The organism is Diaphorobacter sp. HDW4A, assembly GCF_011305995.1.
GTDB lineage: Bacteria > Pseudomonadota > Gammaproteobacteria > Burkholderiales > Burkholderiaceae_C > Diaphorobacter_A.
The window spans coordinates 1,714,057-1,733,120 of record NZ_CP049910.1 but is presented as its reverse complement, the minus strand read 5'-3'; the positions used below and the strand labels follow the sequence as shown (position 1 = coordinate 1,733,120).

15 protein-coding genes are annotated in these 19,064 nt (G+C 63.5%); 7 read left to right on the top strand and 8 right to left on the bottom strand.

What is annotated here, in order from left to right; translation table 11 throughout:
- The first annotated feature begins 23 nt into the window (after positions 1 to 23).
- Positions 24 to 1,532 carry a helicase HerA-like C-terminal domain-containing protein gene (locus G7047_RS07755; RefSeq protein WP_166303126.1) on the top strand — a complete coding sequence of 503 codons (1,509 nt, stop codon included), beginning with the start codon at positions 24 to 26 and terminating at the stop codon, positions 1,530 to 1,532.
- Positions 1,533 to 1,755: 223 nt separating this feature from the next.
- Here the strand turns inward: G7047_RS07755 and gcvA are convergent, their stop codons facing one another.
- Positions 1,756 to 2,658 (bottom strand): transcriptional regulator GcvA, encoded by a 903-nt coding sequence (gene gcvA / locus G7047_RS07750; RefSeq protein WP_166303123.1) that lies wholly within the window; start codon positions 2,656 to 2,658, stop codon positions 1,756 to 1,758.
- A gap of 139 nt (positions 2,659 to 2,797) precedes the next feature.
- On the opposite strand from gcvA, the gene G7047_RS07745 reads away from it, so the two are divergent.
- The 5 genes from G7047_RS07745 (at position 2,798) to G7047_RS07725 (ending at position 7,676) form a co-directional block, all read left to right on the top strand.
- A complete protein-coding gene (locus G7047_RS07745; protein WP_166303120.1) occupies positions 2,798 to 4,081 on the top strand; it encodes an adenylosuccinate synthase in 1,284 nt (427 codons plus the stop codon).
- A gap of 433 nt (positions 4,082 to 4,514) precedes the next feature.
- A complete protein-coding gene (locus G7047_RS07740) occupies positions 4,515 to 5,219 on the top strand; it encodes a glutathione binding-like protein (RefSeq protein ID WP_166303117.1) in 705 nt (234 codons plus the stop codon).
- Positions 5,220 to 5,255: 36 nt separating this feature from the next.
- Positions 5,256 to 6,227 (top strand): threo-3-hydroxy-L-aspartate ammonia-lyase, encoded by a 972-nt coding sequence (locus tag G7047_RS07735; RefSeq protein WP_166303112.1) that lies wholly within the window; start codon positions 5,256 to 5,258, stop codon positions 6,225 to 6,227.
- A 159-nt stretch (positions 6,228 to 6,386) separates the two neighbouring features.
- Complete coding sequence (gene upp, locus G7047_RS07730) at positions 6,387 to 7,031, top strand: uracil phosphoribosyltransferase (protein WP_166303108.1); 645 nt, start codon at positions 6,387 to 6,389, stop codon at positions 7,029 to 7,031.
- A 45-nt stretch (positions 7,032 to 7,076) separates the two neighbouring features.
- Positions 7,077 to 7,676, top strand: coding sequence for a GNAT family N-acetyltransferase (locus tag G7047_RS07725; RefSeq protein WP_166311939.1), 600 nt, complete (start codon positions 7,077 to 7,079; stop codon positions 7,674 to 7,676).
- A gap of 1 nt (position 7,677) precedes the next feature.
- Here G7047_RS07725 and G7047_RS07720 read toward each other — a convergent pair whose 3' ends face one another.
- From G7047_RS07720 to sbcB, 3 genes are all read right to left on the bottom strand, one after another.
- The gene (locus tag G7047_RS07720; RefSeq protein ID WP_166303105.1) at positions 7,678 to 10,182 is read right to left on the bottom strand and encodes an AI-2E family transporter; all 2,505 of its coding nucleotides are present in this window, start codon (positions 10,180 to 10,182) and stop codon (positions 7,678 to 7,680) included.
- 68 nt (positions 10,183 to 10,250) lie between these two features.
- Entirely contained in the window at positions 10,251 to 11,117 is an 867-nt protein-coding gene (locus G7047_RS07715) for an NAD-dependent protein deacetylase (RefSeq protein WP_166303100.1), read from the bottom strand.
- A 40-nt stretch (positions 11,118 to 11,157) separates the two neighbouring features.
- A complete protein-coding gene (sbcB, locus tag G7047_RS07710; RefSeq protein WP_166303097.1) occupies positions 11,158 to 12,600 on the bottom strand; it encodes an exodeoxyribonuclease I in 1,443 nt (480 codons plus the stop codon).
- Positions 12,601 to 12,710: 110 nt separating this feature from the next.
- On the opposite strand from sbcB, the gene G7047_RS07705 reads away from it, so the two are divergent.
- The gene (locus G7047_RS07705; protein WP_166303094.1) at positions 12,711 to 14,090 is read left to right on the top strand and encodes a lytic murein transglycosylase; all 1,380 of its coding nucleotides are present in this window, start codon (positions 12,711 to 12,713) and stop codon (positions 14,088 to 14,090) included.
- Between the two features lie 46 nt (positions 14,091 to 14,136).
- On the opposite strand, the gene G7047_RS07700 is transcribed toward G7047_RS07705, so the two are convergent.
- From G7047_RS07700 to G7047_RS07685, 4 genes are all read right to left on the bottom strand, one after another.
- Positions 14,137 to 15,144: a tripartite tricarboxylate transporter substrate binding protein gene (locus tag G7047_RS07700; RefSeq protein WP_166303091.1), complete on the bottom strand. Its 1,008-nt coding sequence runs from the start codon at positions 15,142 to 15,144 to the stop codon at positions 14,137 to 14,139.
- Between the two features lie 78 nt (positions 15,145 to 15,222).
- Positions 15,223 to 17,331, bottom strand: coding sequence for an acetate--CoA ligase family protein (locus tag G7047_RS07695; RefSeq protein ID WP_166303088.1), 2,109 nt, complete (start codon positions 17,329 to 17,331; stop codon positions 15,223 to 15,225).
- Positions 17,332 to 17,412: 81 nt separating this feature from the next.
- Complete coding sequence (locus tag G7047_RS07690) at positions 17,413 to 18,633, bottom strand: acyl-CoA dehydrogenase (protein WP_205904739.1); 1,221 nt, start codon at positions 18,631 to 18,633, stop codon at positions 17,413 to 17,415.
- Entirely contained in the window at positions 18,630 to 19,052 is a 423-nt protein-coding gene (locus G7047_RS07685) for a Zn-ribbon domain-containing OB-fold protein (protein ID WP_166303085.1), read from the bottom strand. Before G7047_RS07685 ends, G7047_RS07690 begins: the two co-directional genes overlap by 4 nt.
- Positions 19,053 to 19,064 lie beyond the last annotated feature (12 nt).

The window sequence follows — 19,064 nt, the reverse complement described above, 5'->3', positions numbered from 1 at the left end:
TCCCTACTTTCTCAATCACTGCCATGGCTGAACCACTCATCATCGCCCAGCACGCGTCCGTCCAGTGCCAACTGCTGCCTGGCCTCGCCAATCGCCACGGTCTGATCACCGGCGCGACCGGCACCGGCAAGTCGGTCACGCTGCAAAAGCTCGCGGAAGAATTTTCCAAAATCGGCGTTCCGGTGTTCCTTTCTGACGTCAAGGGAGACCTCACTGGCATCAGCCAGGCGGGCCACATCGGCGACAAGATGGCCGCCACGCTCAAGGAGCGCGGCCTGCCTACGCCCGAATCACTCGCCTGCCCCACCACGCTGTGGGACGTGTTCGGCCAGCAGGGCCATGCGGTGCGCGCCACCATCTCCGACATGGGCCCTATGCTGCTCGGGCGCATGCTGGACTTGAACGACACGCAGATGGGCGTGCTCAATCTGGTGTTCAAGATCGCCGACGACAACGGCATGCTGCTGCTCGACCTCAAAGACCTGCGCGCCATGCTCACCTACGTGGGTGACAACGCCAAGCAATTCACCACCGAGTACGGCAACGTCAGCTCGGCCAGCATCGGCGCCATCCAGCGCGGCCTGCTGCAGATCGAACAGCAAGGCGGCGACCAGTTCTTCGGCGAGCCCATGCTCAACATCCAGGACTTCATGCAGACCGTCTCGGGCAAGGGGGTGATCAACATCCTCGCGGCCGACAAGCTCATGAACTCGCCGCGCCTGTACGCGACCTTCCTGCTGTGGATGCTGTCCGAGCTGTTCGAGCAGCTCCCCGAAATCGGCGACCCCGACAAGCCCAAGCTGGTGTTCTTCTTTGACGAGGCCCATCTGCTGTTCAACGAAGCGCCCAAGGCGCTGCTTGAGCGCATCGAACTCGTCGTGCGCCTCGTGCGCTCCAAGGGCGTAGGCGTGTATTTCGTCACGCAGAATCCGCTCGATATTCCCGATTCCGTGCTCGCCCAGCTCGGCAACCGCGTGCAACACGCCCTGCGTGCCTTCACCCCGCGCGACCAGAAGGCCGTCAAGGCCACGGCCACGACCATGCGCCCCAATCCGGGCCTCGACATCGAAGCCGCGATCACTGAAGTCGGCGTCGGCGAGGCGCTCATCAGCTTTCTCGACGCCAAGGGCCGCCCCACGCCCACCGAGCGCGTCTATGTGATTCCGCCCGGAAGCCAGATCGGCCCGATCACGCCCGAACAGCGCAAGGCGCTGATGGCCAGCTCACTGGTCGCCGGTATTTACGACACCACCGTGGATCGCGAATCGGCTTATGAAGTGCTGCGCGGACGTGCGGGTGAGCAGGCGGGGAATGCGGCGGTCATCAAGGACAAGGCGGTGCAGGAAGCCGACGGCGGCGGGATCATGGGAGAGATCAATACCATTCTGTTCGGCAGCACCGGCCCGCGCGGTGGCAAAAAAGATGGCATCGTGCAGACCATGGCGAAGTCGACAGCCCGTACCGTCGGGACCAACTTAGGCAAGCAGTTGCTTCGCGGTGTTCTCGGCAGTCTGCTGGGTGGTCGTAAGTAGTTTCGCTCTTTTGGTTCTACGAAGCCTTTCGGCTTCGATTGGTTGTTCGTTTTGAGACGGCAATACGGGCCCTCATGCGTTGTTGTCGAAGCCTTGCCGTACGAGAGTACTGTCTGCGGCTTCGACGCCTAGCCTGAGGGCCCGTCTTGCCGTTGGGGTGGGTGATCGGGGCGCTCTGCGCTTCGCAGGCCCACTGTGCGAAGTCCGAACAGCCGCGTTTTCTTTACGCGCTTCTTGAGAACTTGCTGCCTAGTTCGTGCAGCCAGCTCACAAACGCCTTGATGACGGGATCTTCCAGTCTTGCGCTGGGCACATGGCTGGAATAGCGCCAGGCTGGGAGCGCCGGGCCGTCGAATGGGAAGATGAGACGGCCCTCTTCAATGTCGAGCGCGACGAGCGCGGTCGGGCCCATGGCTATGCCGAGGCCGTCGATGGCGGCCTGGAGCGTCATGTAGAAATGGTCTAGCTGGAGCGCGTTGACGCTTGCCAATTGCGGGTTGCCGCTGGCGGCCAGCCATTCACTCCAGAGGCCTGGATAGGTCGCGGTGTGCAGCAGGGTGTGGCGCGCCAGATCGGCCACGTCGTGGATCGGATTCGCATCCAGCACGCGCGGGGCACACACGGGCAGGCGCACCTCGGAGAGAAATTCCTTCACCACCAATCCTGCGGGCGGCTGCTGCGCGTTGCCCCGGATCGCCACGTCAAACTCCTCGCGCAGCCGGTCAATGGGCTCGTCCGAGGTGGTCAGCCGCACCTTCACCGCCGGATACGCTAGTTGGAACCCCGAGAGCTGCGGCAGCAGCCAGCGCAGCGCAAAGGTGGTTGGCGCGTTCACTCGGATGACTTGCTGACGCGTGAGGTTCAACTGCTCGTCCGTCGCAAGCGCAATGCGGTCAAGCGCCGCCGCCACTTCCGCCAAATAGAGGCGCCCCGCCTCGGTGAGCGCAATGCGCCGCCCCACCCGCGCGAACAGCGCATGCCCGAGCCAGTGTTCGAGCTGGCCGACCTGCCGGCTCACCGCGCCGTGGGTTACGCACAGTTCGTCCGCCGCCGCAGACATGCTTTCGAGCCGCGCTGCGGCCTCGAACGCACGCAGTGCATTCAATGGAGGCAGACGACGCGGCACGCTAGGCCCTGCTTGTGAGTTTTACTGACATATTCGATGAGTTTAAATCGATTTTCATCGTGATGGATATTCAATACATTCACCCCCGTACTGACGACATGTCGTGGACATGTCACTTTTTTCACCGAGGAGGTTTCGCATGTCCAATGTCGTGGTCGTAGGTGCTCAATGGGGCGATGAAGGCAAGGGCCGCATCGTCGACTGGCTGGCCGAGAAGGCCGACATCGTCGCCCGCTACAACGGCGGCCACAACGCGGGTCACACCCTTGTGGTCAACGGCAAGACCTACAAGCTCGCGCTGATCCCTAGCGGCGTGGTGCGCGGCAAGCTTGGCGTCATCGGCAACGGCGTGGCCGTCGATCCCGAGGCGCTGCTCGCCGAGATCGCCCGCCTCGCCGAACGCGGCCTGCAGGTCACCCCCAAAGTGCTGCAGATCGCCGAAACCGCCACGCTCGTGCTCCCCATCCACCGCGCCATCGACGCCGCGCAGGAACAACTGCGCACCGGCTCGGCCATCGGCACCACGCTGCGCGGCATCGGTCCTGCCTACGAGGACAAGATCGGCCGCCGTGGTCTGCGCCTCTGCGACCTCGCCGACCCCGAGCGCCTCAGCGCCAAGCTCGACCTGCTGCTCGCCCACCACAACGCCTGGCTTCGTGGACTCGGCCTCACCCCATTCGAGAAGGCCCCCATGCTTGAAGGTCTGCTTCAACTCGCGCCACAGGTCCTGCCCTTCGTGCGCCGGGTCTGGGAAACGCTCGACAAGGCACACACACAGAACCAGCGCATCGTCTTCGAAGGCTCGCAGGCCGTGATGCTCGACATCGACTGGGGCAGTTACCCCTATGTGACCTCTTCCACCACCATCGCGGCAGGTGCCGCCAGCGGCACCGGCATCGCGCCATCGCGCATCGGCTCCGTGCTCGGCGTTAGCAAGGTCTACGCCACCCGCGTCGGCGGCGGCCCCTTCGTCTCGGAACTCGAAGGCGAACTCGGCGAAGCCCTGCGCGCACACGGCCGCGAATACGGCGTCAACACCGGCCGCCCCCGCCGCTGCGGCTGGCTAGACACGGTGCAACTGCGCCAGAGCATCAAGGTCGCAGGCATCGACCAACTCGCTCTGACCAAGCTCGACGTGCTCGACGGCCTCAACGAAATCCGCATCTGCACCGGCTACCAACTCGACGGCCAGATCATCGACCACATCCCCGCAAGCGACGCCGCGCAGCAGCGACTTCAACCCGTTTTCAAGTGCTTCGACACCTGGAAAGAGTCGACCCAAGGCCTGCGCTCATGGGACGACTTGCCCAAGCAGGCGAAGGCGCTGATCGAAGCGATTCAGACAGAGGTGGGCATCCCCGTCGCCATGGTCACCACCGGGCCGGAACGGGATGACGCCATCGTGCTGCGCTCCTCGTTCTGACACACCTGCACAGCCACATCATCAACGACAACCAAGGGAACACCTCTCGACACCCTATTTCTGGAGCCAAGCAGCATGACCTCAAATTGGCGATCCTCTTGAGAAGCGCCCATGCAAACGTCGTCGACTTCATCGTGGTGATCGATCACGAACGAAGGTATCCCGGCGCTGATGGTGACGGATACAGCACCCTACAGGTATCCGCACTGCCACACGAGTCGAGACACACCCGACAAAGTCGACTACGACCGACTTGCGCGGATGGTCTTCGGGTTGAACGCAGCTCTGCGCGACCTGGTCAAGGAATAGAAACGAGATGCGCAATTCCTCGACGCTGGAGAACTGACTGAGGATACCGCCCTCATTCCCACCGCCAACACATGTCTTTCCCCCTGTGCGACAAAGGCTCTCCTTCATCGCTGCGGACACCGACATGATCGATCTGTATTACTGGACCACCCCCAATGGTCACAAGATCACGCTGTTTCTTGAAGAAGCCGGTTTGCCTTACCGGATTCATCCCGTCAACATCGGCAAGGGCGAGCAGTTTGCGCCGGAGTTTCTAAAAATCGCGCCAAACAACCGCATTCCGGCAATCGTTGACCAAGCTCCTCCCGATGGCGGGACGCCGGTTCCGCTGTTTGAGTCGGGGGCGATTCTGCTGTATTTGGCGGACAAGACCAGGCGTTTCATTCCCACGGATCTGCGGGGGCGCAACGAGGCGCTGCAGTGGCTGTTCTGGCAGATGGGCGGGTTGGGGCCGATGGCCGGGCAGAACCACCATTTCGTGCAGTACGCGCCTGAGAAGATTCCGTATGCCATGGAGCGCTACGTGAAGGAGACGAGTCGTCTCTACGGCGTGCTCGACAAGCATCTGGGCGATGGGCGCGACTTCATCGCGGGAGTGGAGTATTCGATTGCGGACATGGCGTGCTATCCGTGGATCGTGCCGCACGAGCGTCAGCAGCAGGATCTGGCGAATTTTCCGTATCTCAAGGCGTGGTTCGAACGCATTGCGGCGCGGCCCGCCACGCGCAGGACTTACGATCTGGCGCAGACCATCAACGTCGGGCCAACCGTGGATGAAGCATCGAAAAAGGTGCTGTTCGGACAGGACGCAACAACGGTCCAACGCTGAAGACAAATCGTTGAAGAGATAAAGGAACCAAGCCAGATGACCACCACCGCCCTCCCCACTTTTGCCGATGTCGTGGCCGCCGCCGAGCGGCTGCAGGGCGTTGCCCACCGCACGCCGGTGATGCGCTCGACCACGGCCAACGCGCTACTGGGCGCTGAGTTGTTCTTCAAGTGCGAGAACCTGCAGCGCATGGGCGCGTTCAAGTTTCGCGGGGGCTACAACACGCTGGTGCAGTTCACGCCTGAGCAGAAAAGGCGCGGTGTGCTGGCGTTCTCTTCCGGTAACCATGCGCAGGCGATTGCGCTGTCGGCGCGGATTCTGGGCATGCCTGCGGCCATCGTGATGCCCGAGGATGCACCAGCGGCCAAACTGGCCGCCACGCGCGGCTATGGGGCCGAGGTCATCACCTACGACCGTTTCACCGAGGACCGTGAGGCGATCAGCCAGCGGGTCGCGAGCGAGCGCGGCATGACGTTGGTGCCGCCCTACAACCATCCGCATGTGATCGCTGGCCAGGGCACGGCGGCGCTGGAGTTGCTGCAGGAGGTGCCCGACCTGGACTACCTCTTCGCACCGCTGGGCGGCGGCGGTCTGCTGTCCGGCACGCTGCTGGCGGCCCAAGGGCTGGCGCCGCAATGCCAGGTCTACGGCGTCGAGCCCGAGGCGGGCAACGACGCCCAGCAGTCGCTGCGCAAGGGTGAGATCGTCAAGATCGACACGCCCAAGACGCTCGCCGATGGCGCGCAGACGCAGGCGCTGGGCGACATCACCTTTGCCATCATCCGCCGCGACGTGACCGACATCGTCACCGCGAGTGACGCCCAGCTGGTCGAGAGCATGCGCTTCTATGCGCAGCGCATGAAGATCGTGGTCGAGCCGACCGGAGCGCTGTCGCTGGCGGGCGCGCGGCACAGCGGCATTGACCTCAAGGGCAAGCGCGTGGGCTTCATCATCAGTGGCGGGAATGTGGATCTGGCGAACTACGGGCAGTTGCTTGGCGGTCAGTGATTCGACAAGCGGAGCCCGAACTTTTCGGGCGAGCGATAATTGAAGATCTTGACAATCCAGCGAATGGCTCTCGGAAATTCCACCCCGAGGCCATAGCAGGCTTAGGTTTCTGGCAGACTTCATCTCCGGAATTTCACTTCGCAAAAAACAAAAACAGCCATGAGCACCACCAACACCGCCAAAGTCACCGTCATCACCCACCCCCTCGTCCAGCACAAGCTCACGCTGATGCGCAAGAAGGACGCCAGCACCAACAGCTTCCGCCGTCTGCTCGGCGAACTGAGCACGCTGATGGCCTATGAAATCACGCGCGACATGCCACTTCAGGATCTCGAGATCGAGACCCCGATGGAGAAGATGACCGGCAAGGTGATCGATGGCAAGAAGCAGGTGCTCGTGTCCATCCTGCGCGCTGGCAACGGTTTTCTTGACGGCATGCTCAACGTGATTCCCGGCGCACGCATCGGCCACATCGGCCTGTACCGCGATCCCGAGACACTGCAGCCGGTCGAGTACTACTTCAAGATGCCTTCCGAGATGGAAGAGCGCGACATCATCGTGGTCGACCCGATGCTGGCCACCGGCAACTCCGCCGCCGCCGCCGTGGATCGCCTCAAGAAGCTGAACCCACGCTCGATCAAGTTCGTCTGCCTGCTGGCCGCCCCCGAGGGTGTGGCAACCATGCAAAAGAGCCACCCCGACGTGCCGATCTTCACCGCGGCCATCGACCGCGAGCTCAACGACCACGGCTACATCCTGCCGGGTCTGGGCGACGCTGGCGACCGCATCTTCGGCACCAAGTAAACACCAACCAGAGTGACCCCAGCCCAGCCCGCACTCCCGTTCGATCTGCCCGCGCATGTCCACATCCCCGAGAGTGAACTGCGCACGAATCGCGTGCGGCTGCGGCAATGGACCAAGGCGGATTTCGAGCCGTTTGGGGCGCTGAACTGTGACCCGCAGGTCATGCGCCACTTCCCCGCCCTGCTCTCGCGCGAACAGAGCGATGCGCACGCCTCACGCATGCGCGCGCTGATCGAGGAACGTGGTTGGGGATTCTGGGCGACGGACTGGCTGCAGCCGGGCGGAGCCGATCCGCAGTTCATTGGCTTCGTCGGCATACATGTGCCGATTGCTGAACTGCCCTTTTCACCTTGCGTGGAAATCGGCTGGCGCCTCGCGCGGCCGTTCTGGGGCAAAGGCTTGGCAAGCGAGGCGGCGCAACTGGCGATGCGTGCGGGCTTCGAGACGCTCAAGCTGCCCGAGATCGTCTCGTTCACATCGCGTGAAAATCTGCGCTCGCGTGCTGTGATGCAACGCCTTGGCATGCATTCGCGTCCTGAGGACCACTTCGACCACCCCGCCGTACCCGAGGGCCATCCGGTTCGCCCGCATTGCCTGTACCGCATCACACGGGACGAATGGCTCGCGCAGGAGCCGCAGCGCTGAATCAATCCGGCACGGCCTGCCCCACGGTGGCCGAGTTGGCCGGCCCTTCGATTTCCGGCTCAGGCAACTCGATGCCCTTCCATTCTTCCATCACGTCGTTGGCCATGGCCTGCAACAGTCGCAACTCGCGCTTGTCGAGTTCGCGCGGCGCTGTGTCTGCAAGGCACAGCACGCCAAGCACTAGCCCCGCTTTGTCGCGAATGGGAGCGGCCGCGTAGAAGCGCACGCCTACGCTGTTGAATGCGGCGTTGCCCGCAAAGCGGTGATCGTGCTTGAGATCGACGACCTGCAGCATTTCATCGTCGGCCACCACGAATGAAGCGAGCGCATCATTCCGGCCATGCGCATGCTCGAAGCGGCGCGGCACTTCATCGGGCAGCGCGTCGTCGTCGGTCAGGCCACCATACATCGCGACGATGTGTTCCTGTGTGCGGTCGATCAGTCCTACAGCGGCCAGCGGAATATCGAAGATGTCCGCCGCGCGCTTGGCGATCTGCTGGCTGATCTGCTTGAAATGCTCACTCTCGAGCGCCCCGCTGGCCTCGAGCGCCTTGAGGCGCTTTTCCTCATTCTTCGGAAGCGGGGCGGGCTCGAACGCCGGCGCGGCAGAGTCTCCCAGCAGCGCGCGCACCTCGCCCACAGCAGCGTCGAGCGTGGTGGTGATTTCGTCCGCGCCGAGCTTCGCGCCTTGATCGCTCATTTGATCCTGAGAAAGCTCCTGATGCGGCAGATTCCACAGCAGCAGCACGATGCGCGCATGCGGCCAAGCGCGGCGGATGCGGCGGCACAGATTGCGCGCCGCAGCGTGCGGCTCGGTAGACATCCAGCTCACGCAGACCACATCGCCGCGCGATATCTGGGGACGCTCTACTGCGGAGTTATTTGAGAGCACGTCGCTGCTCGCGCAACGCACGCCGTAGCCGTCGATCTCGAGGCAATGCGCCACCATGCGTGCAGCGAGCTGGTCGATCTCCCACTTGCCACCCATGCTCAGCACGCGCGGCACACCGGGCTGACGGGTCGACGGGTACTGCTCCTCCAGTTCGTCGAGCACCTCGTCCATGCCGTCGACCACGCGCAACCGGTGTTCGGCCGTCGCGGCCTGCGAATGGTCACCCACCGCCATGCGCAACACGGCCACGCCTGCGCTGCCATAGAAGGCCTGCACCGAATCATCCTTGTCCTGCACGATCTGCAGACTGATCTCGCTGGCCTCGTCGGGGTCGTCGGCCAACAGGCGCTGGTAGATGCGCGTGGACTCATCAAGCACCGGCTGGCTGCCCAACAGGATGTCGAGAAACGCGAGCTGCGGCAGGTACTTGCCGATCACCAGCAGGCACACGGTGAGCGGTGTGGACATGATCAACCCGATGGGGCCCCACATCGCCGTCCAGAAGGTCGCCGCGACGATCAGCGACATCGCCGAAAGCCCCGTGCTCGAACCGTAGAGCCACGGCTCGATGACGTTGTTGCTGATGAGCTCAAGCACCACGATCAGCGCCAGCGTCCACAGCACCAGTTGCCAGCCGGGATCAACGGCAAACGCCAGCGCCAACGGAAATACCGCCGAAATCATCGGCCCGACATAAGGCACGAAGCGCATTACCGAGGCCAGCGCACCCCACAGCAGCGCGCCCGGCACGCCGATCAACCAGAGCCCAGCCGCCATCGGAATGCCGTAGCTCACATTCACCAGCAGCTGCATGCTCAGGTAGCGCGAGATGCGCTCCCCCGCCTCGTCCATTGCGTCGGTCGCGCGGTGCAGGTTCTGGCCCCACAGGCGCAACATGCGGTCGCGCAGATCCTCACGGTCGAGCAGAATGAAGATCGCAAACACCAGCACCAGCGCGGCATCCGACAGCGGCCCCATCGCGCCTTCCAGCGCCAGCTTGGCCTGGTCGATGGAGGATTTCTCGGTCGGTACCACCTGCACCTTCTGCACCGTCGGGCCACGTTTGGCGGGCGCAGATTCGGCATTCGCAGCCTCCACCTCGCGCTGTACCACATCGAAGGTCTTCTTGGCCCCTTCGAACATGCCAGGTGCACGGATCTGCGTGCGCAGATCACGCAGCTTGGCACGGATGTTCGACTGGTAAGACGGCAGTTGTTCACTGAGGCCGCGCACCTCGTTACCGACGAAGAGCCCCGCCACACCGAGCACCACCAGCGCCGCAGCCACCACGCTGACCACCGCCAGAATCTTGGGAACGCCCCAGCGTTTGAGCACCGACACCAACGGATTCAGCACGAAGCTGAAGAGTACCGCCAGCGCCAGCGGCACCAACACCGAGCGCCCGAAATACAGCGCCGCAATCACCAACGCGGCGATGCCGAGGCTCAGAAACACGCGGATTCCGGCAATCGGCAGTTCACCCGACGCGGCGCGGATGGCAGAGTGCAGGTTGGGCGAGCGCTCAATGGCAGGGCGACTGGTATCGCCCTCGCGACGCGTCCGTGCGCGGGCTGTTGACGGAGCATCCGCCGGATTGTTCTGTTCACCAACCATGGTCGTGTGGGCTGTTTGTGTTGTATTCGGATTCGGATTCGGATTCGAAGGCTACCAAGCTTTGCGATTCAGCCTTGTAGGATGGATGCGGCAGCTCGCAGCGTCTCACCCACATCGGCATCGAGCTTGAGCACAAATGCTGTATCACCGCGCGTCGTACCGCGATTGACCGCCGCCACCGGGATACCCGCCTCCTCGGCCGCCAGCACGAAGCGGTAGCCCGAATAGACTATCAGCGACGAGCCCAGCACCAGCACACCGCGCGCCCGTTGCACAGCCCGCAGGCTGCGTTCCACCCGCTCACGCGGCACGGATTCGCCGTAGAACACCACATCGGGCTTGAGCAGACGGCTGCCGCAATGCGGACACGGCGGAATCACGAAGTCCGAAAAATCCACCGCCTCCAGATCGGCATCGCCATCGGGCGCCGAGAGCGCTGTGCGTTGCGCCCAGCCGGGGTTGGCGTCCACCAGCGCATCCTGCCACTGCGCGCGCGAAAACCGCCGCTCGCATTCCATGCAGCGCACCGTGTCGAGCCGCCCATGCAAGTCCACCACCGCGCGGCTGCCTGCGGCCTCATGCAAACCGTCGACGTTCTGGGTGATCAGCAAATCGATCCAGCCCGCTTCCTCCAGCTGCGCCAGCGCATGGTGTGCCGCACCGGGCCGTGCTTGCCCAAACGTGCGCCAACCCACCAGACTGCGCGCCCAGTAGCGCTGGCGCGTGTGCTCTGCCCCCATGAAGGCCTGATAGGTGACGGGCTGTGGCCGCTTCCACTGTCCCTTGAGATCACGGTAGTCGGGAATGCCGCTCGCGGTGCTCACGCCCGCGCCGGTCAGCACGACGAGCCCGGGATGGCGCTGCAGGAATGCGGCGAGCTGCGCGCCCGCATCCTCGGCAGGCTGCTGCGCCTTGGTCGATTCGGAGGGATTCATCGGTCTATCGGTCTATCGGTCTGCCGGAATCGCCTCGCGATCAGCCCAGATCGGGCGAGATCGACTCGGCGTAGTCATACACCGCTTCAAGCAACTCCGCATCACGCTCGCTCTCGGTGTTGCCGCCCAGCTCGTCGAGCTGCGCGAACAGCGCATCGAAGGTACGCGTGCCGCTCACGCCGTCCACCAGCATGTCGTGACGCAGCGTCTCCCAGCGCTCCTGATCTTCGGGCGACAAGGTCTCGGGAAAATTGCGTGCGCGGTAGCGCCAGAGAATCTCGGCCAGACGCGGATCGTCAAAGCCGGTGCGCGCCGTCGCGAGTTCGGAGGGAGACAGCGTGCGCAAATGGTTCAAACGACGTCGGTCCTCGTTGCCGACAAAGCCGCCGTACAGATCCTGATCCACGTCCGAGGGCTCCTGCGGAGGTCGTTTGAAAACCTCCTTCCAGATCGCGCTCATGTCCGGCAGCTCGCGCGCCTTCAGTGCGTTCTGCGCGGCGGCGTCCAGATCAATGCCCCAGCGCTCGGCCATCTGGGGCGTCAACGTGTTCACGTTGCCCACCACCATCGGCGACTTGTTCAGGTGCACCGTTTTGATCGGCAGGCGCGTCACGCCCTCGGGCAGGTCGGCGGATTTGCTGAACATGCGCAGGCGGATGGTCTCCACATCGAGATCGGCCAGCTCTCGCGGATCGTGCGACAGATCCCAGGCCAGCACCTCGTTCTTGTTGGTCGGGTGGCTGGCAATCGGGAACATCACCGCCAGACAGCCTCGGTCCGCCGGGAACATGCCCGAGACATGCAGAAACGGCCGCGCCTGGTCGATGGACGCGGGCAGACGCAGTTCGGAAATCACCTTGTCCTTCTTGTGCAGGCTCAGCGCATAGTCAAACAGCTTGGGCTGGTGCTGGCGAATCAGCCGCGCCAGCGCAATCGTCGCGCGCACGTCGGAGAGCGCATCGTGCGCCGCTTCATGCACCAGACCGTTGGCCTTTGCGAGCAACTCGAGCTTGAAGCTCACCTGCCCTTCCTCATTGGTCGGCCACTCGATGCCCTGAGGCCGCAGCGCGCGCGTCATGCGCACGACATCGAGCAGATCCCAGCGCCCGCACTGGTTTTGCCACTCGCGCGCATACGGATCGATGAGATTGCGCCAGAACATGAAGCGCGTGATCTCGTCGTCAAAACGGATGGTGTTGTAGCCCACGCCGATGGTGCCGGGCAGCGCCATCTCGGCCTCGATGCGTGCAGCAAATTCCGCCTCGGGCAGGCCTCTTTCGAGGCAGAGCTGCGGCGTGATGCCGGTGATCAGGCACGACACCGGATCGGGCAGATAGTCCGGAGACGGCCTGCAGTAGATCATCATCGGCTCGCCGATCTCGTTGAGTTCGGCATCGGTGCGGATGGCGGCAAACTGCGCCGGACGGTCACGGCGCGTGTCGGCACCGAAGGTTTCGTAATCGTGCCAGAGGAAAGTGTGCATGTAAAAAATTGCAGTCAAAGGCTGGTCAGGCCCAAGTATGCCCGTGCAGCTTGCACAATAGACCAATGCACGTCATTTACCCAGAAACTCGCCAGACAAAAACTTTCAATATGAAACGACTGGCCAAGCCTGCCGCCGGTGCACTGGCATTGAGCATTCTGTTGGGTGCCTGCACATCGGCCCCCAAGAGCGCCCCCAAACCACCCGTCTCGGTCCCCGTCAGCAAGGCGCCACCGGCAGCGGCCCCAGCTGAACCCGCGCCAACGCCGACGCCTGCGCCTGCACCGGTGCCTGAATCGACTTCCGCCCCCGCGTCCATCGAGCCCGCACCGCCGCTGCCCTCACCCACCGGCCCGGCCAAGAACCAGAGTTTCGGGCAGTGGCTCAAGTCCTTCGAGCTGCGAGCGGCCGACGCTGGCATCACCGAGAAGACCATCCGCGCTGCGCTGAGCAACGCCCAGTTCATTGCGCGCATCGTCGAACTCGACCGCGCCCAACCCGAATTCACACGCCCGCCATGGGCCTACCTCGATGGCGCAGTCTCGCAACTGCGCATCGACCAGGGTAGAACGCAGATCCGCAAGTACCAGCGCACCTTCGACGCTGCCGAGCAGCGCTACGGCGTGCCCTCCTCCGTCATCGCCGCCATCTGGGGCATGGAGAGCAATTTCGGCAAGAACTTCGGCAGCTTCCGCGCCGTCGACGCGCTCGCCACCCTCGCCTACGACGGCCGCCGCTACGAATGGGCCAGCCGCGAACTGCTGATCGCCCTGAAGATCATCGACCGAGGCGACATTCCCGCCACCCAGATGCTCGGTTCCTGGGCCGGCGCCATGGGCCACACCCAGTTCCTGCCATCGGCCTACCAGCGCTTTGCGGTCGACGCCGACGGCGACGGCAAACGCGACATCTGGGGTAGTATCCCCGACGTGATCAACTCCACCGCCAACTTCCTTGCCCAATCCGGCTGGAAGACCGGCGAACTCTGGGGCGCGGAAGTCCGCCTGCCCGCCAATTTCGACTTCGCCCGTGCCGAAGTCAAATTCAGCCAACCCGCCTCCACCTGGGCCGCCGAAGGCGTGCGCAGCCTCGAGGGCGGGCCGCTGCCGAACCTCGACGACGCCTCCATCATTACCCCCGCAGGCGTACGTGGCCCTGCCATCCTCGTCGGCAACAACTTCCGCACCCTGCTGAAGTACAACAACTCCAACAACTACGCCCTCGCCGTAGCCCTCATCGCCCAGCAGATCGAAGGCGGCTCAGGCCTCGCCTCCCCCTGGCCCAGAGACCTGGAATCCCTCTCCCGCTCCGAAATCAAATCCATGCAGGAAGCCCTCAACGCCAAAGGCTTCGCGACCGGCACCCCCGACGGCGTAGCCGGCCCCGCCACCCGCATCGGACTGCGCGAGTTTCAGAAAAGTATTGGACTGCCAGCGGATGGGTATCCGACGAAGGATGTGCTGGCGAAATTACTGGACAAAGCGTCCTGAAATTCAGCGACTGAATTCCGCCCAAGCATCTGACAGTTCGGGACGATCAATTGCTCGCATCGATGATGTTCAACGACTCCCCCAGTGATCGATACAACTCGTACTGCTTCTGCACGAACTCGCGGGTCTGCTCAGGGGAGCGAATATAGGGCAGCGATCCGGTCTGCGCCGTCATCGTCCGCCACTGCGGATCTTCGGCGATGGTGGTCATGGCGGCAACAAGTCGGTCCTTGACGTTGGCGGGAAGCTGTGCTGGTGCAAAGACCGCACTCCAGCCGACGACCTGCTCCATCTCGGCAAAGCCCAGTTCGCGCGCGGTAGGCACCTGCGGCAACTCGTTCAGTCGCTCGGCGGTAGTCACCATCAGTGCCCGCAGGGAGCCAGACTTGATGTGGGCGAGAAATGTGCCGAGGCTTCCGCAAGAGAACTGGGTCTGCCCGGCCAGGAGCGACGTCACCGCCTCGCCCGTGCCCTTATATGGCAACTGCGTGGGGATCTGATCGGTCAACTTGAGCATGCGAAAAAGTTGCCTCGGCCCCATGTCGTTGGTCGTGAGCACGCCTGCCGTGCCGAAGTTCAGGTTCTTGCCTTGCTTCTTCATGGCATCCGTCAGATCGGAAAAAGTCTTGTATGGCGAGTTGTTGCTGACCACGCAGCCGTAGGGATTGAGTTCCAACATGCCGATGAAGGTGTAGTCGTTCCACTTGTACTTGGTCGACGTCGGCATGATGGCGGGCATGATGGCCTGAGAACCTGTGCGGGCAAGCAGCAGCGTGTAGCCATCGGGCTTGGCCGCCACCACCTGCGCGGAACCGATCACGCCGCTCGCACCGGTCTTGTTCATGACCACGACCGATTGCCCCAGCGCCTTGGTCGCCGCCGCCGCGTAGGTGCGCGCTGCCAGATCAGCATCGCCGCCCGCGCTGAACGGCGAGATCAGCGTGATGGGTCGATTGGGATATGGATCCTGCGCTCCAGCCATGCCGGTGGCCAGCAGCAGCGTCAGGCCCAATACGCGACGCAGGGGCCGGGAGAATTCAATGTGTTGCAGCATGATGGCGTGTCTCCTCTGTTGTGATTGAAAAAAGCGAAGCCTCTACGATTCCCCTGATGACATTCACGTGCCTGCGCGTCACGCGGTCTCTTCGCTGAGCACCAGCACGCAGTCCACGGCAATGGGTCCATCAGCGCCCACGCGCACCGGGTTCAGATCCAGCTCGGCCAAGCGCGGAACGGTCGCCGCGAGTTGCGACACATTGGCCAGCATCTGCGCGATGGCCCGGCGATCAACGGCGCTCTGTCCGCGCACGCCATCCAACAAGGCAGCAAGACGCAGTTCAGCCAGCATGGACAACCCCTCGTCCACCCCGAACGGTGCTTTGCGGAAGGCCACGTCCTTGAGCACCTCAACCAGCACGCCGCCAAACCCCACCATCACCATCGCGCCGAAGACCGGGTCGCGGTGCACGCCCATCACCAGCTCGATATGGCCGTCGACCATGGGTTGGACCAGCGCGCCGGACACCCGCGCATCGGGCGCGTGGTGCGAGGCATTGCGCAGCAGTTGCGCCATCGCGTCGCGTACCGCAGTCTCGTCGTTCAGCTTGAGGATCACGCCGCCCACTTCGGTCTTGTGGGAGATGTCGGGTGATTCGATCTTGAGCGCGACGGCGCCGGTGAAGCCTTTCCACGCGCTCACCGCTTCGCCCGCATCCCGTGCCAGATGCACCGGGGCCATGGGAATTCCCGCCGCCTGCAGCCACTCGGTTGCTTCAAGACAAGGCACCATGCCCTGCTTCCACCGCGCTTCAAGGCCTGGCAACTGGATGGGTGCTTGTGATTCCGCGTTGCCGACGCGATGCGTGTGATAGCGGGCCAGCGCAGCGGCCGCCTCGACCGCCCGTTCGCCCGCGCCGAACACCACGATGCCCAGCTCGCGCAGGCGCTGCAAGGCATGTGCTGGCGCAGCTACCCAGCAAACAAAGAACGGCTTGGTCGTGCGCGCCTGAATCTCGGCAAAGATCGTGACCAATTTGTCGACATGCGCGGTCATGAGTTGCAGCCAGACAATGCCGATGTCGACCTCCGGATCGTCGAGGAGCGCCACCACGGACTCCAACAGCAGCTCGGGCCTGGCCACAAACTGGCCCGTCACATCCACGGGATTGTTGGCAGATCCGAACGCCGGCATCACCTGTGCCAGACGCTGCTGCGTCGCCGCACCGAGCGACGGCACGGCGAGCCCAACCTCTTCGGCGCGGTCCGCCATCATCACGCCCGCACCGCCCGACTGCGTAGCGATGCCCAGCCCCGTGCCAGCGCACACGCGGGGTTGCGCAAGCGCCTCGAGCATGTCCAGCATCTGCTCTTCATTGCGGGCGCGCAGCACGCCATATTGTCGGATCACGGAATCGAAGATGGTGTCCTCCACCGCCAGCGCTCCGGTGTGCGACGCGGCAGCGCGCGCGCCCGATCCCAGTCGCCCCACCTTGGTGAGCACCAGCGGTTTGCCAAGCTCCCTGCAGCGCCGCGCCAGACGCACCAGCCCTTCGCCATCCGACACACCTTCCAGATATCCTGCCGCCACCCGGATGCGTGGATCTTCGATGACGGCCAGCATCAGCTCCGAGAAATTCAGATCGGCCTCATTGCCGGTATTGATGAAATAACCCAGACCCAACCCGCGCTGACGCACCAGCGCCGCAATGGCGGTGCCGAACGCGCCCGACTGCGTCACGAAGGCAATGGGGCCAGCACCGGTGTCACCGTCCGCATACTGACTGAAGGTGGCGTACACATTGGAGAACGCGTTGATGAAACCCAGACAGTTCGGCCCGAGCAGCCGCACGCCTGCACGCTCACCGGCGCGCTGGAGCGCCTCCTCCATGGCGCGGCCCTCGGCCCCCATTTCGCCAAAGCCGGAACTGAAGATCACCGCCGCCGCCACGCCGCACTGCCCGAGGGCCTCCACATGGGCGATCACCTCGCTTGCGGGCACGGCGATGATGGCCATGTCCACGCCATCCGGCAAGTCTGCAACCCGCGCATAGCAAGGCAGTCCTTCGATGTCACGGTACTTGGGGTTGACCGGAAGAATCCTGCCCGCATATCCCTTGTCCAGCAGGTGCTTGAGCGGCCGGCCGTTCACCTTGGACAGATCCTCAGACGCCCCCACGATGGCGATGGACGCGGGTTGCAGCAGCCGCTGGATCGTCTGTCTGCGCGGTGCGAGTTCATTCATGTTCATGTCTTGCCCCTTGTTCCTCCGCGCGTGGCGGATGTTTTGTCAATGCCGCTGACGAAGTCGACGTAGCGACGTACATCAGTTGAAAGCCGATATGCCGGTCTGCGCGCGCCCCAGCACCAGAGCATGGATGTCGTGCGTGCCCTCGAGCGTGTTCACGGTTTCGAGATTCATCACATGACGAATCACATGGAACTCGTCCGAGATGCCGTTGCCGCCATGGATGTCGCGCGCCACGCGCGCGATCTCAAGCGCCTTGCCTGCGCAGTTGCGCTTCATGAGCGACACCATCTCCGGACTGGCCTTGCCCGCATCGCGCAGACGGCTCAGTCGCAGGCAAGCGTGCAAGCCGAGCGTGATCTCGGTCTGCATGTCGGCCAGCTTCTTTTGCACCAGCTGGTTGGCCGCCAACGGCCTGCCGAACTGCTTGCGATCGATGGCGTACTGGCGCGCCGCCTGCCAGCAGAACTCGGCCGCACCAAGCGCTCCCCAGCAGATGCCGAACCGTGCGTTGTTCAGACACGCAAACGGCGCCGCCAGCCCGCGCGCGTTCGGCAGCAACTGCTCGTTTTTGACGAACACGTCGTCCATCAGAATCTGCCCCGTCGGGGACGCGCGCACCGAGAACTTGCCCTCGATTTTTGACGTCGCAAGCCCCGCCATGCCCCGCTCCAGAATGAAGCCGCGAATCTGCCCCTCGTCGTCCTTGGCCCAGACCACCATGAGATCCGCGATGGGCGCATGGGTGATCCAGGTCTTGGTGCCGGAGAGCCGCCATCCACCCTCCACCTTGCGCGCACGCGTGCCCATCGATCCCGGATCGGAACCATGGTCGGGCTCCGTCAGTCCAAAGCATCCAAGCAGCTCCGCACGCGCCATCGCGGGCAGGTATTTCTCGCGCTGGCTCTGGCTTCCGTACAGGTAGATCGGCATCATCGACAGCGTGCTCTGCACGCCCATGGCCGAGCGGTAAGCCGTGTCCACGCGTTCCAGCTCCCGCGCGATCAGCCCGTAGCTCACGTAGTTGATTCCAGCGCAGCCAAAGCCTTCGATGGTCGCGCCCAGAAAGCCCAGCTCCGCCAATTCCTTCATCACGCTCAGATCGAAGCTCTCATCGCGATTGGCTTGGAGAATGCGCGGCATCAACCGTTTCTGCGCAAAGTGACGCGCGCTGTCACGCACCATGCGTTCTTCTTCGGTCAGCAGATCGTCCAGCCCCAGCGGGTCTTGCCAATCAAACGCTACATCGCGCATGGCGGCCCGGTTCAGGGTGTCGGTATCGGGGGCGTCGTAGTTCATGGTGCTGGGTGGAATTTGGGAATGCCAGCGTCATCGCTGATGGATTCGAAATGAACCGCCACGCGCATGCCGACACGCACGGCCTCCGGCGCGCAACCGGTGAGCTGGCCGTAGAGCCTCGCGCCATCATCCAGATCGATCAGGCACATGACGAGCGGAATCTCGTTCTGCCATCCCGCCAGATTCATCGCCACGGAACGCGACACCGTGAACGAATACACCGTGCCCGTGGGCTGAGCGGGCGTCCACACCAACTCTCTGCTGCCGCATTCAATGCACCAGGGCTTGGGATGAAAGTTGAAGGTTGCACAGCGCTGGCATTTCTGCAAAACCAGCGTGCCTTGCTTGGCTGCCGTCCAGAAAGGACGCGTCTGATCGGTGATGACCGGCAGCGGCTTGTTCTCTGTTGATACGAGCATGTTGCGCTTCTC